This is a genomic window from Meridianimarinicoccus zhengii, from assembly GCF_003254465.1.
GTDB classification, from domain to species: Bacteria; Pseudomonadota; Alphaproteobacteria; order Rhodobacterales; family Rhodobacteraceae; genus Meridianimarinicoccus; species Meridianimarinicoccus zhengii.
Genome location: NZ_QDFI01000055.1, coordinates 17,308 through 29,931, shown reverse-complemented (window position 1 = coordinate 29,931; position 12,624 = coordinate 17,308). Strand labels below are relative to the sequence as shown.

The window sequence follows — 12,624 nt, the reverse complement described above, 5'->3', positions numbered from 1 at the left end:
ATGGGCTTCGTCTTCCTCGTCTCCGCCCTCGACTGGCTCAGATGAATGCAGACACGGCCTAGAGCGTCATGTGCCGGGCGCGCGCGCCGCGTTCGATGGCGGCGGCGTGGAGCCGGTCGAGGGCGAGTTCGTAGCGCATCTCTTCGAGCAGGCGCAGTTCGGATTCGTTGAGATTGCCGTCCGCCGCGGCCACGTCGCAGGCGAGCGCGTAGGCGGTTTCGAAGAGCCGTTCCGGCAGCGCCTCGCGCACGAGGCCGAAGAGGGCATCGAGCCCGTCCTCCTCCTCGAACAGCTCGAACACCAGCGCACTGACCGCGGCGAGGCGTTCCTGTTCGTAATCCGCGAAGATCGGCAGGTGGTTCAGCGTGGACTGGATGCGCACGAGTTCCGACGTGCGGATCTGCGCATCCGACGCCGAGACGGCGATCATCAGCGCCACAAGGCTGTCCTGGGCGGTCAGCGGGTGCGGGTCTGTCGGGTCTTGCTTCACGGGTCTGTTCCTTGGCCGGTCCCTGGTGCGCCAGCGCGGGCGCGGTGCCATCCGCTTACGCCGAAGCGGGGCGCGGGGCAACGGACCCGCGGTCGCGGGGGGCGGACCGGCGGTCAATCGCGCGTGAGGCCGGCCCGGTGCGTCGATTGACGCGCCGCGCGGCGGGCTTTAGTCCCTCGGCGGGGCGGCGCGGGGCCGTCCGGCAGACAGGCGGGATGGATCATGGGCGATTTGCGCGACGCAGCGATGACATCGAAGGCGTGGCCCTTCGAGGCGGCGCGGGCCGTTCTGAAACGCTATGAGAAGGCCCCGCCCGAAAAGGGGCATGTGCTGTTCGAGACAGGGTACGGGCCGTCGGGCCTGCCCCATATCGGGACCTTCGGCGAGGTGCTGCGCACGACCATGGTGCGCCGGGCGTTCGAGACGATCAGCGACATTCCCACGCGGCTGATCTGCTTTTCCGACGACATGGACGGGATGCGCAAGGTGCCGGGCAACGTGCCGAACCGGGAGGCGCTGGAGGCGGCGTTGCAGAAGCCGCTGACATCGGTGCCCGACCCGTTCGGGACGCATGCGAGCTTTGGCGATCACAACAACGCCATGCTGCGGCGGTTTCTCGATACGTTCGGGTTCGACTATGAATTCGTGTCGGCGACGGAATTCTACAAGTCGGGGCGGTTCGACGAGATCCTGCTGCGCTGCGCGGAACGGTATGACCACCTGATGAAGATCATGCTGAAAAGCCTGCGCGACGAGCGGGCGGCGAGCTATTCGATCTTTCTGCCGATCCACCCGGAGACGGGGCGTGTGCTGTACGTGCCGATGAAGCATGTGGATGCCGCGCGCGGCGAGGTCACGTTCGACGACGAGGCCGGGCGGGAATGGACGCTGCCGGTGACGGGCGGGCATGTGAAGCTGCAGTGGAAGCCGGATTTCGGCGCGCGCTGGGCGGCGCTGGGTGTGGATTTCGAGATGTACGGCAAGGATCACAGCACCAACACGCCGATCTATGACGGGATCTGCCGGGTGCTGGGGGCGCGGCCGCCGGAGCATTTCACCTATGAGCTGTTCCTCGATGCGGATGGGACGAAGATTTCCAAGTCGTCGGGCAACGGGATCTCCATCGATGAATGGCTGCGCTATGCGTCGACGGAGAGCCTGAGCCATTTCATGTTCCAGAAGCCCAAGACGGCGAAGCGGCTGCATTTCGACGTGATCCCGAAGGCGATGGACGAGTATCACCAGCAGTTGCGGGCGTTCCCGGAGCAGGATGCGGCGGGGCAGCTGGCCAACCCGGTGTGGCATATCCACGAAGGCCGGGTGCCCGCGTCGGACATGGTGGTGTCTTTCGGGATGCTGTTGAACCTTGCGTCGGCGGCCTCGGCGGAGGATCGTGCGACGCTGTGGGGGTTCATCCGGCGCTATGCGCCCGATGCCGCACCCGATACGCATCCGGCGCTGGATGCCGCGGCGGGCTATGCGGTGCAGTATTTCCAGGATTTCGTGCGGCCCGCCAAGGCGTACCGGCTGCCGGACGACCGGGAGCGCGCGGCGCTGGCGGATCTGGCGGCGCGGCTGCGGGCGTGGGACGAACCCGCGGAGGACGAGGCGCTGCAATCGGAGGTCTTCGCGGTGGGCAAGGCGCATGGGTTCGAGCCGCTCCGCGCGTGGTTCGGCGCGATCTACGAGGTGCTGCTGGGGGCGACGCAGGGCCCGCGATTCGGCGGGTTCATCGCGCTTTACGGCGTGGCCGAGACGGCTGACCTGATCGACCGGGCGCTCGCGGGGGAACTGGCCGCAGCCTGAGCCCCGCGCAAGCCAGGGCGGCGAGAGGTCCCGGCGTTTGCCGGGACATCGGCGCGCCCGTTACCGTAGCGCGCCGCCAGCACGGAGGGCTGCATCGCAATCCGTACGCCCCCGGCGTCGTTGCATCGTGTCGCGCGGCGGCAAGACGGGCAGCAGGACAGGATTGCCGCTGGGGCAGTCGGGGCTATTGTTCCAAGGATAGCCAAGGGAGTTTCGCCATGCGCCGCCTTTTCCTGAGCCTGTCCGCCATCCTGTTTCTTGCCGCGGCTCCTTTGGCCGCCGCCGCGCAGGCGCCCGACGAGTCCGCCATCCGCGGCACGATCCGGAGCCAGCTCGATGCGTTCCTGGCCGATGACGTGGGTGCGGCCTTCGGCTTCGCGTCGCCCATGATCCGGTCGATGTTCGGCAGTGCCGACCGTTTCGGGATGATGGTGCGGCAGGGCTATCCCATGGTCTGGCGCCCTGCGGAGGTCGAGTTTCTCGGGCTGCGCGAGCGCGCGGGGCAATTGTGGCAGATGGTGCTGATCCGCGACGGCAACGGGGTCTATCACACGCTCGGCTACCAGATGGTGCCGGACGGCGAGGGCGGCTGGCGCATCAACGGCGTGCAGATCCTGCGCGAGGGCGAGGCCGGGGCCTGAGCGTAGCCGCGCCGTGCGCGCGCCGCGACCGGGTGGTCCCGACCGCGTGTGACACGGCCAGGCGGCACCTTGCGGAATGGAAACAATTTGCTCGATGCGGGGCGCACGCGTGGCTTGCGCCGCGCCAAGGGGCTTCCCATGTCACCGGCACGGGTGGTGACCACGTGCAGCCCGTCGCGGCATCCGGAGGGGATGTCGCGCCGCGGGGACCTTCGGGTGCGGTTGCCGGGTCCCGGCACGATGCCCTGGCCCAAACAAGAGGAGAACGCGATGCAGTGTCCGATCGATGGAAGCCAGCTTGTGATGACCGAGCGCAGCGGGGTGGAGATCGACTATTGCCCGCAATGCCGGGGTGTCTGGCTCGACCGGGGCGAGCTTGACAAGATCATCGAACGGGCCGCGCCGCAGGCGGCACCGCCGCCCCCGCCCCCGCCGCAACAGGCGGCCCCCCGTCCCGAGAGCCATCCGGGATATGGCCATGACGACGGCTACCGGCGCAAGAAGAAGCGCGGCGGGTTCCTGGACGACCTGTTCGATTTCTGATCCCCTACTTTGCGTCACGGTCGCGCGCGCCGGGTGAACATCCTGCCGCGGGCGGGCCGGATGAAGTTGCCGATGCCGCGGGGGCGAACCTGAACGGGATGCGGAAAGCCGCTGCCCGCGATCGCGCGCCGCGGTTTATTCCGGCACGGCGAGGGACGCGGCGGCCTGTTCCGCCGTAGCCCAGCCCAGCCGGTGCGGGTTAATTTCCTGCTTGGGGTGCATGTCTGCCCCGACCACGCCCTGCCGGGCGTGACGATAGAGCGAGCGCCAGAAGGGCTGCACGATCACGCCGTCGGTCTGCAGGATCTGCTGGAGCCGCGCCATCGTGTCGATCCGCGTGCCCGCGTCGGCGATGGTCACGGCCCGGTCCAGCAGCCGGTCGAATTCGGCGTTGCTGAACCCTGTTTCGTTCCAAACGGCCCCGGTGCGATAGCCGAGCGCCATGACCTGAACGCCAAGTTCGCGGTGGTTCCAGTCGGTCGTGCTGAACGGATAGGTCATCCAGTTCGCGTCATACGCGTCGCGGGTGACGATGCGGCGGCGGACGCGCAGCCCGGCCTCCAGCATCTGGGCGGCCACGGCATCGGCGGTTGTGCGGCGATACGTGTCGTCCACGGACACGAGTTCATGTTCATAGCCCGCGAGCCCCGCCTCGGTCGCGAGGGCGAGGGCTGCTTCGGGATCGGCGCGCTGCGGCGGCAGGTGGGCGTAATCGGGCTGGATCGGGCTGACATGGTGGTTTTCCGCCACCGTCCCGCGCCCGTCGATCCCCAGTTCCAGGCACACGGCATTGTCGACGGCGAGCGCGATGGACCGGCGCAGTTGCAGGTCGGCATAGAGCGGCAGGCCGTTGACCTGTGCCGTCTGCCGCCCGCGGATCACCACGGTCGCTGCGGTGGGCACGCCGTGGCGCACCCAGCCGAGCGCGTCGAACCGGCTGATCACCCCGGCGACCGTCTGCGCTGTCATGTCGATCTGCCCGGCGCGCGCCGCACTTTCCCACAGAAGCGGGTCGGGCCCGATATCGAGGAACGTGACCCGGTCGAGCGCTGCGGGGCGTCCGGCGCGGTGGCCGTCGTCGCGCACGAGCACGGCCCGGTTGCCCGGTTCGAAGTCGGTGACGCGGTAGGCCCCGGTGCCGATGCCATGGTCGACAGGGTCGCTGCCGATGCGGTCGCGGTGCTGGATCGCCGCCGGGTAATCGGCGAGCGCCGGGATGATCGTCACGTCGGGCCGCGACAGGCGCAGCCGCACCGTCAGCGGATCGAGCACCGCGATCGCCCCGTCGCGGGCGCGCAGCGTGGTCGTGTCGACCAGTGCCGACAGCGCGGTCGCCATGATGTTGCCGGGGATGGAGGAGTCGCACCAGCCGTCCAGGTTGGCGGCCACGTCTTCGGCGGTGAACGGGTCGCCGGTGTTCCACGCGATGCCGTCGCGCAGGTGGAGCGTGTATTCCGTCGCCTCGGCATTCGCGGTCCAGCGGTCGAGCAGGACGCCGGCGAACGTGCCGTCGGCACGGTATTCGACGAGGTATTCCAGAAGCCCGCGCACCACGTTGGCGCGTTCCGAGAAATCGAACCGCCGCGGGTCGCCCGTGCCGCGGACATCCATGCGGATCGTCAGCTGTCCGCCGGGCACGGGCGGGGCCGCGGGCTGGGCGCGGGCGGTGCCCGCCATGGCCAGTGCCGCGGGACCGGCAAGGCCGAGCGCCGTGGCGCGGGTCAGGAATTCGCGGCGGTGGAGCAGCCCGGCCCGGCGATCGCCATCAAGCCCCGCGATCACGCGGGCGGTGCCGCGCGTCAGGGGCGGTCGATCCGGCAAGGGTCAGGAGGTCTTGTCGGCGCTGCGCCGCAGCCCGGCAAGACGGGGACCCTGGTGGGTGCTTTCCGGCGCTGCGGCCTGCGCCCCCGGCGTCCGGCGCGCGCCGGCCATCAGCCCGTGGCGGGTGAGCCACAGCCCGATCAGCGCCGCCCGGTGGTAGAGGATTTCATCGCCGAGCGGCCCGGCGGTGGCGCAGTCGCGGCGGAACCCGTCCACCAGGTCGTTGAGTTCGGTCTGCTGTTGCAGCGCGGTCAGGCGCAGATGGAGCATGTCGGCAGGAACGGGCAGGTCGCCGCGCGCCCCCAGGAACAGCGCCGTGCCCTGCGTGCGGCCGAAGGCTTCGCAGGCATGGGGCGTGTTCGCGGGCAGGAAGATCGCGTTGTGGGCGGTGTAGCCCCGCATTTCGCCATCCACGCTGAGCCGACCCTGGCCGCAGGTGAACCACAAGAGAACCGGCACGAGATAGCTGCGCGGCGCATCGATGGCCCATCGCCCTTCGCGGGCGAGGTGGGAAACGGGGACGGCCATGGGCGGCCGCTGGGCGTGGTCGTGGGACTGGCTGTCGAACATGCGATTTCCTCGGTCTGGGTCAGCCTACGCGGTCGGGACAGATTCGGCCAAGGCGCGTTTGTGCAGAGTTGTATTAACCACGTGGCTTTTTTTCGGATGTTGCGCGGAATCACCGCAGGTTGTCTGACGCATTGTGCAAACCTGTGTCGGGGATGGGCAGGGTCGGCCATGCGGCCATGCGGCGGCGGAACCAGGTGCGCTGGCGTTTGGCGTATTGCCGTGTGGCGATGATGGCGGCTTCGGTTGCGGCTTCGAGGGTGGTTTCGCCGCGGATGACGGCGACAAGCTCCGCCGCCCCGATGGCGCGCGCGGATTGCAGCGCGGGGTTCCAGCGGGGGGCCATGGCCCGGGCCTCATCCAATGCGCCGCGGTCCAGCATGGCATCGAACCGGGCCGCGATGCGCGGGGTCAGCGCGGCCGGCGGTGCCGCGATCTGGATCAGGTGTGCCGTGGCGGGTGGCACGAGCGGCGGGCCGGTGTCGTCCTGCCAGTGGGCAATGCCGCGCCCGGTCTGGCGCTGGACTTCCCACGCGCGCTGCACGCGGGCGGGGTTCAGGGGATCGATCCGGGCGCGGGTGACCGGGTCGAGATCGTCGAGCAGGGCGGCGCGCCCGTCGCGGGCCATGCGCGCGTCGGCCTCGGCCCGGATCTCCGGGTCGGTGGGGGGGATCGCGGCCAGTCCTTCGGTCAGGGCCGACAGGTACAGCCCCGTGCCGCCGACGATCACCGGCGCGGGCCGCCGGGCGAGCAGCGGGGCGACATCGGCCAGCCATGCGCCGACGGAATAGCTGCTGTCGACGGGTACGTGCCCGTACAGGTGATGGGGCGCGCGGGCGCGGTCGGCGGCGTCGGGTTGCGCGGTCAGCACCGGCCAGCCCGCGAAGACCTGGAGCGCATCCGCGTTCACCACCGCGCGGCCCTGTTCCTGGGCGATGCCCAGCGCCAGCGCGGACTTGCCCGACGCGGTCGGCCCCGCGATCAGCACGGGGCGCGCGGGGTCGAAGGCGTCGATCGCTGGGGGGGTGGCTGCGCGCATGGCCCGCGCGATGCCAGATCGCGCGCAGGCCGTCCAGCGGGGGCAGGCGGATCGGTCACACATGGCGGGCCTTTGCCGAATGGTGCCCCGATGGCGATTGCAACCGAACGGGCAATCCGACATTTTCTCCGCGACGCGCCGGACCCGGCACCAGACCCGACAGGACCATCCATGAACGAGCAGACCGACCCCACCCGCACCAAGTTCAAGCGGGTGCTGTTGAAGATCTCAGGCGAGGCGCTGATGGGCGACCAGGGTTACGGCCTGCACCCACCCACGGTTGAGAGAATCGCCGGTGAGGTGAAGGCGGTTCACGAGATGGGCGTGGAAATCTGCATGGTGATCGGCGGCGGCAACGTGTTCCGGGGCCTTCAGGGGTCCGCGCAGGGCATGGAACGCACCACCGCGGATTACATGGGCATGCTCGCCACGGTGATGAACGCGCTGGCGATGCAATCCTCGCTCGAACGGATGGGCGTGAACACGCGGGTCATTTCCGCCATCCGCATGGACGAGGTCTGCGAACCCTATATCCGCCGCCGCGCCGTGCGGCACCTGGAGAAGAAGCGGGTGTGCATCTTCGCGGCGGGGACGGGAAATCCCTACTTCACAACCGACACCGCGGCGACACTGCGCGCCAACGAGATGAAGTGCGAGGCGATCTTCAAGGGTACCAAGGTGGACGGTGTCTACGACAAGGATCCGGTCAAGCATGCCGATGCCGTGCGCTATGACCACGTCACGTATGACGAGGTCCTGCAGAAGCATCTGGGCGTCATGGATGCCTCGGCCATCGCGCTAGCCCGCGACAACGACGTGCCGATCATCGTGTTTTCGCTGGACGAAACGGGGGGATTCCGGGGGATCCTGAATGGCGAGGGCACCTATACAAGGGTGCATGGATAGCGCTATAGCCCGGAACCATCACACCGGATTCCGTGCCGTGGCCTGCGGCCGGGGCGGCAGTCCGGAAGAAGAAGGATCAAGGCCGAATGTCCGAAGACGAGATCGAGATCGATACCGACGACCTGCAACGCCGCATGGACGGGGCGATGGCGTCGCTCAAGCAGGAATTCCTGTCGCTGCGCACGGGACGGGCTTCGGCCTCGATGCTCGATCCGATCGTGGTGGAAGCCTACGGAACGCAGACGCCCATCAACCAGCTTGGGACCGTGAACGTGCCGGAGCCCCGGATGCTCACGGTCAATATCTGGGACAAGAGCATGGTGAGCAAGGCCGAGAAGGCGTTGCGCGAGAGCGGGCTCGGGATCAACCCGGTGGTGGACGGCACGATCATCCGCCTGCCGATCCCCGAACTGAACGAGGAACGCCGCCGCGAGCTGACCAAGGTCGCCGGGCAATATGCCGAGCAGGCCAAGATCGCCGTGCGCAACGTGCGCCGTGACGGGATGGACCAGCTCAAGAAGGCAAAGGCCGCCGGCATGTCCGAGGACGATCACAAGGTGTGGTCGCAAGAGGTGCAGGAACTGACCGACACCTACATCGCCCGGATCGATGCCGCGCTGGAAGCGAAACAAGCCGAGATCATGCAGGTCTGAGCGCGGCAGACGTCAGCACCGAACCGTAACGAGGACCCCGATGGCGGCCAAGGATAGCCGAAATCCCGTGCCCGGCCACGTCGCCATCATCATGGATGGCAACGGTCGCTGGGCGTCGCGCCGGGGACTGCCGCGCCTGCGGGGCCACAAGGCGGGATCGACGCGGGTGAAGGAAATCGTGCGCGCCTGTCCGGATCAGGACGTGCGCTACCTGACGCTCTTCGCCTTTTCGACCGAGAACTGGCGCCGGGCGCGGGCCGAGGTCGCGGGGCTGATGGCTTTGTTCCGGCGCCATCTGCGCACCGAGGCCGACGAGTTGCACGCCAATGGCGTGCGGGTGCGGTTCATCGGCGAACGCGAGCGTCTGAATCCCAAGCTGATCGCGCTGATGGAGGGGCTGGAGGCGCGCACCCGCGACAATGACCGGCTGCATCTGACCATCGCGCTCAATTACGGTGCGCGGGCGGAGATCGCGCGGGCGGCCCAGCGGCTGGCGGGTGCCGTCGCGCGCGGCGAACTGGATGCCGCCGAGATCGGGCCGGATCACCTGTCGGCCCATATGGAAACCGCCGACCTGCCGGACCCGGATCTGGTGATCCGCACGTCCGGCGAAACGCGGCTGTCGAATTTCCTGCTCTGGCAGGCGGCCTATGCCGAATATGCCTTCACGCCCGTCCTGTGGCCCGATTTCTCGCCGGCGCATCTGGCGGACCTGCTGCTTGAATTCGGGTCGCGCGAAAGACGGTTCGGCGCCGTCGTGACATGACGGACGGGGCTGCAGGCGGGAAATGGGGCGATCTTGCATCGCGGCTGGGAACGTCTGCGGTGCTCGTGACGGTCGGGGTCGCGGCGATCTGGGCCGGCGGCGCGTGGTTCGCGGCGCTCGTGGTGCTGGCGGTCGCCGCCATCGGCTGGGAGCTGTCGGCGATGGCGCAGGCCGCGCGGCCCGTGATGGTGGCCGCGGTCGCGGGGCTGGCGCTGGGCGCGGTGCTGCTGCTTCCGCCGGGCTGGGGTCTGCCGCTGGTGCTGGTGCCGGTGCTGGTTGCGCAACCGGGGCTGCGGCGGGCGCATCTGGCCCATGGCGTGTTCCTGACCCTGGCGATTCTTGCCGGTTACGGGCTGGTGGATCTGCGTGGCGACGCGTCTGCGCTGTGGCTTGTCTGGCTGGTGGCGGTCGTGGCGGTGACCGACATCGCGGGGTATTTCGCGGGGCGGATGATCGGCGGGCCGAAATTCTGGCCGCGGGTCAGCCCGAAGAAGACTTGGTCGGGCACCGTGGCGGGCTGGATCGGCGCCGGGCTGCTGGGCGCGGTGTTCTGGGCGCGCGGGCTGGCCGGGCCCGAGGTGGTGGCCCTGAGCGTGGCGATGGCGATGGCGTCGCAGTTGGGCGATATCGCGCAAAGTGCGCTGAAACGCCATGTCGGCGTCAAGGACAGCTCGCGCCTGTTGCCGGGGCATGGCGGCGTGTTCGACCGGTTCGACGGGCTTCTGGGTGCGTCGGTCTTTCTGCTCTTGGTGGAGCGGGTGGTGGATTTCCCCCCGGTGGCGGCATGACCGTGCGGCGGGTCAGCGTCTTCGGGTCCACGGGATCCATCGGCGTGAACGCCGTGGACCTGATCGCCCGCGCGCCGGAGCGGTTCGCGGTCGTGGCGCTGACCGGCGGGGCCAACGTGGGGCGGCTGGCCGACCAGGCGCGGCGGCTTGGGGCCGAGATCGCGGTGACGGCCTATCCCGACCGGCTGGACGATCTGCGCGCGGCCCTGGCGGGCAGCGGGGTGGAGGCGGCCGCGGGACCGGCGGCCTTGCTGGAGGCGGCGGACCGCCCCGCCGACTGGGTGCTGTCGGGCATCGTGGGGGCCGCGGGCTTGCCGCCGGGGCTGCGGGCGCTGCGGCATGGCGGGACTCTGGCGCTGGCGAACAAGGAAAGCCTTGTCTGCGCGGGGCCGCTCATGCTGGCGGAGGCCGCGGCGCACGGCGCGCGCATCCTGCCGGTGGACAGCGAACATTCCGCCGTCTTCCAGGCGCTTGTGGGCGAGGACATGGGCGCGGTGGAGCGCATCGTCATCACCGCGTCGGGCGGGGCGTTCCGCGACTGGCCGCTGGAGCGGCTGGCCGGTGCCACGCTGGCCGAGGCATCGTCGCATCCCAACTGGGACATGGGCCAGCGCATCACCATCGACAGCGCGTCGATGTTCAACAAGGCGCTGGAACTGATCGAGACGCGGGAATTCTTCGGCGTGGACCCGGCGCAGATCGAAACGGTGATCCATCCCGAAAGTCTGATCCATGCGCTGGTGGGGTTCCGCGACGGGGCGCTGATGGCCCATGTAGGGCCGCCCGACATGCGCCACGCCATCGGCTATGCGCTGAACTGGCCCGACAGGCTGGACCTGCCCGTGGCCCGGCTTGATCTTGCGGCGATCGGCGCGATGACCTTTCGCGCGCCCTGCGAGACGCGATACCCGGCGCTGCGCCTTGCGCGCGGCGTGATGGAGACGCGGGGGCTGGCGGGGGCCGTGTTCAACGGTGCGAAGGAACGCGCGCTCGATCATTTCATCGCGGGGCGGCTGGGGTTCATGGACATGGCCGCGATGGTCGAGCATGTTCTGGATCACGCGGCGGGCGCGGGCGGTCTCAACGTTGCGATCACACTTGATAGCGTACAGGCCGCGGACCACATGGCAAGGCAGACTGCCGACGACTGGCTGGCGGCACGGGGCTGATCCCCTGCCCAGCACGGGACACGACTTGCGGTGCGGGACCAGCCTGTGGATCCGCGTGCGACACGAAAGGTGAGCGACGTTTTGGACATTCTCGGACTGATCCCGTCATTCGGCGGTCTCGCCTATACGATCGGGGCATTCGTGATCGCGCTGTCGGTGATCGTGGCGATCCATGAATACGGCCATTACATCGTGGGCCGCTGGTGCGGCATCCATGCCGAGGTGTTCTCGCTCGGCTTCGGGCCGCAACTGTTTTCGTGGCGCGACAGGCGCGGGACGCTGTGGCAGGTCGCGGCGCTGCCGCTTGGCGGCTACGTGAAGTTCCTTGGCGATGCCGACGCGGCCAGTGCCGCGGACGGCGCCGCCATCGCCCGGATGGACGCGGCGACACGGCGACGGACGATGCATGCCGCACCGCTCTGGGCGCGGGCGGCGACGGTGGCCGCGGGGCCCGTGTTCAACTTCGCGCTGTCGATCCTTGTCTTCGCCGCGGTGGTCATGTGGCAGGGACAGGCCCGCGCGCCGCTGACCGTGGCCGAGTTGGCCCCGCTGCCCGAGGCCGTGGACGCGCTGCAGCCGGGCGACAGGATCGTGGCGATCCACGACCGCGCGGTGCCCGATTTCGACGGGTTCGCGGCCTTCGTGCAAGATCTGCCGCGGGCGCCGGAACTCGATTACACCATCCTGCGCGACGGGCAGGAGATGACGGTGCCGGGGCCGTTTCCCTATCCGCCGCTGGTGGCCGGGGTCAGCCCGCAATCGGCGGCGATGGATGCGGGGCTGGAGCAAGGGGATGTCATCACCCATGTCGACGGGGCACCGATTTCGTCCTTCGAAGATCTGCGCAGCGCCGTGCTCGTATCCGAAGGCGCGGCGCTGGACCTGACAGTCTGGCGCGACGGCGCGACATTCTCGCGCGAACTGACCGCGCGGCGGACCGACGTGCCGCTGCCCGATGGCGGGTTCGAGGCGCGTTACCTGATCGGGGTGACCGGCGGGCTGTTCTTCACGCCGGAGACCGTGACGCCGGGGCCATTCGCGGCGCTGGCGTCGGGCGTGGACCAGACCGGCTACATCATCCGCCAGTCGCTGTCGGGCATGTACCATATGATAACCGGGGCCATCAGCACCTGCAACCTGTCGGGCCCCGTGGGCATCGCGGAAACCTCGGGTGCGGCGGCGTCGCAGGGCCTGGCGAGCTTCGTTTGGTTCATCGCGGTGCTGTCCACCGCCGTGGGGCTGATGAACCTTTTTCCGGTGCCGGTACTGGATGGCGGACACCTGGTGTTCCATGCCTACGAGGCCGTGACCGGTCGCCCGCCCAGCGACCGTGCGCTTCAGGTGCTGATGGCGGGTGGTCTGGCGGCGATCATCACGCTGATGCTGTTCGCGGTGACGAACGATATCTGGCTTTGCCCGTGATCCTGTCCGTGAT

13 protein-coding genes are annotated in these 12,624 nt (G+C 69.1%); 9 read left to right on the top strand and 4 right to left on the bottom strand.

Translation table 11 applies throughout. The features are described 5' to 3' along the window. Positions 1–58 precede the first annotated feature (58 nt). Positions 59–430, bottom strand: coding sequence for a tellurite resistance TerB family protein (locus tag DDE13_RS16030; RefSeq protein ID WP_235868736.1), 372 nt, complete (start codon positions 428–430; stop codon positions 59–61). 282 nt (positions 431–712) lie between these two features. Here DDE13_RS16030 and DDE13_RS16025 point away from each other — a divergent pair, with 282 nt between their 5' ends. The 3 genes from DDE13_RS16025 to DDE13_RS16015 all read left to right on the top strand — a co-directional run bounded on the left by DDE13_RS16025 (position 713) and on the right by DDE13_RS16015 (position 3,480). Further along, positions 713–2,296 (top strand): lysine--tRNA ligase, encoded by a 1,584-nt coding sequence (locus DDE13_RS16025; protein WP_111405286.1) that lies wholly within the window; start codon positions 713–715, stop codon positions 2,294–2,296. A gap of 218 nt (positions 2,297–2,514) precedes the next feature. Further along, positions 2,515–2,937 carry a DUF4864 domain-containing protein gene (locus tag DDE13_RS16020; RefSeq protein WP_111405285.1) on the top strand — a complete coding sequence of 141 codons (423 nt, stop codon included), beginning with the start codon at positions 2,515–2,517 and terminating at the stop codon, positions 2,935–2,937. A gap of 270 nt (positions 2,938–3,207) precedes the next feature. Continuing rightward, complete coding sequence (locus tag DDE13_RS16015) at positions 3,208–3,480, top strand: TFIIB-type zinc ribbon-containing protein (RefSeq protein WP_111405295.1); 273 nt, start codon at positions 3,208–3,210, stop codon at positions 3,478–3,480. Between the two features lie 135 nt (positions 3,481–3,615). Here DDE13_RS16015 and DDE13_RS16010 read toward each other — a convergent pair whose 3' ends face one another. The 3 genes from DDE13_RS16010 to miaA form a co-directional block, all read right to left on the bottom strand. After that, the gene (locus DDE13_RS16010; RefSeq protein WP_235868734.1) at positions 3,616–5,301 is read right to left on the bottom strand and encodes an ABC transporter substrate-binding protein; all 1,686 of its coding nucleotides are present in this window, start codon (positions 5,299–5,301) and stop codon (positions 3,616–3,618) included. 3 nt (positions 5,302–5,304) lie between these two features. Then, positions 5,305–5,871 (bottom strand): hypothetical protein, encoded by a 567-nt coding sequence (locus DDE13_RS16005; RefSeq protein WP_111405284.1) that lies wholly within the window; start codon positions 5,869–5,871, stop codon positions 5,305–5,307. Between the two features lie 109 nt (positions 5,872–5,980). Further along, a complete protein-coding gene (gene miaA / locus DDE13_RS16000) occupies positions 5,981–6,907 on the bottom strand; it encodes a tRNA (adenosine(37)-N6)-dimethylallyltransferase MiaA (protein WP_111405283.1) in 927 nt (308 codons plus the stop codon). Between the two features lie 171 nt (positions 6,908–7,078). On the opposite strand from miaA, the gene pyrH reads away from it, so the two are divergent. From pyrH to rseP, 6 genes are all read left to right on the top strand, one after another. After that, positions 7,079–7,813 carry a UMP kinase gene (pyrH, locus tag DDE13_RS15995; RefSeq protein ID WP_111405282.1) on the top strand — a complete coding sequence of 245 codons (735 nt, stop codon included), beginning with the start codon at positions 7,079–7,081 and terminating at the stop codon, positions 7,811–7,813. A gap of 86 nt (positions 7,814–7,899) precedes the next feature. Next, positions 7,900–8,466: a ribosome recycling factor gene (gene frr, locus DDE13_RS15990; protein WP_111405281.1), complete on the top strand. Its 567-nt coding sequence runs from the start codon at positions 7,900–7,902 to the stop codon at positions 8,464–8,466. A 40-nt stretch (positions 8,467–8,506) separates the two neighbouring features. Further along, on the top strand, positions 8,507–9,232 hold the full coding sequence (uppS, locus tag DDE13_RS15985) for a polyprenyl diphosphate synthase (RefSeq protein WP_111405280.1): 726 nt from the start codon (positions 8,507–8,509) through the stop codon (positions 9,230–9,232). Continuing rightward, positions 9,229–10,020 (top strand): phosphatidate cytidylyltransferase, encoded by a 792-nt coding sequence (locus DDE13_RS15980; RefSeq protein WP_111405279.1) that lies wholly within the window; start codon positions 9,229–9,231, stop codon positions 10,018–10,020. Before uppS ends, DDE13_RS15980 begins: the two co-directional genes overlap by 4 nt. Positions 10,021–10,022: 2 nt before the next feature. Then, a complete protein-coding gene (gene dxr / locus DDE13_RS15975; protein ID WP_111405293.1) occupies positions 10,023–11,189 on the top strand; it encodes a 1-deoxy-D-xylulose-5-phosphate reductoisomerase in 1,167 nt (388 codons plus the stop codon). 81 nt (positions 11,190–11,270) lie between these two features. Continuing rightward, positions 11,271–12,611, top strand: coding sequence for an RIP metalloprotease RseP (gene rseP, locus DDE13_RS15970; protein ID WP_111405278.1), 1,341 nt, complete (start codon positions 11,271–11,273; stop codon positions 12,609–12,611). Positions 12,612–12,624 lie beyond the last annotated feature (13 nt).

Excerpts from the sequence above, each read along its gene's own strand:
- DDE13_RS16015 (WP_111405295.1), top strand. The coding sequence starts at position 3,208 with ATGCAGTGTCCGATCGATGGAAGCCAGCTTGTGATGACCGAGCGCAGC.
- DDE13_RS15980 (WP_111405279.1), top strand. The coding sequence starts at position 9,229 with ATGACGGACGGGGCTGCAGGCGGGAAATGGGGCGATCTTGCATCGCGG.
- DDE13_RS16030 (WP_235868736.1), bottom strand. The coding sequence starts at position 430 with ATGATCGCCGTCTCGGCGTCGGATGCGCAGATCCGCACGTCGGAACTC.
- pyrH (WP_111405282.1), top strand. The coding sequence starts at position 7,079 with ATGAACGAGCAGACCGACCCCACCCGCACCAAGTTCAAGCGGGTGCTG.
- DDE13_RS16020 (WP_111405285.1), top strand. The coding sequence starts at position 2,515 with ATGCGCCGCCTTTTCCTGAGCCTGTCCGCCATCCTGTTTCTTGCCGCG.
- miaA (WP_111405283.1), bottom strand. The coding sequence starts at position 6,907 with ATGCGCGCAGCCACCCCCCCAGCGATCGACGCCTTCGACCCCGCGCGC.
- uppS (WP_111405280.1), top strand. The coding sequence starts at position 8,507 with ATGGCGGCCAAGGATAGCCGAAATCCCGTGCCCGGCCACGTCGCCATC.
- DDE13_RS16025 (WP_111405286.1), top strand. The coding sequence starts at position 713 with ATGGGCGATTTGCGCGACGCAGCGATGACATCGAAGGCGTGGCCCTTC.
- DDE13_RS16005 (WP_111405284.1), bottom strand. The coding sequence starts at position 5,871 with ATGTTCGACAGCCAGTCCCACGACCACGCCCAGCGGCCGCCCATGGCC.
- frr (WP_111405281.1), top strand. The coding sequence starts at position 7,900 with ATGTCCGAAGACGAGATCGAGATCGATACCGACGACCTGCAACGCCGC.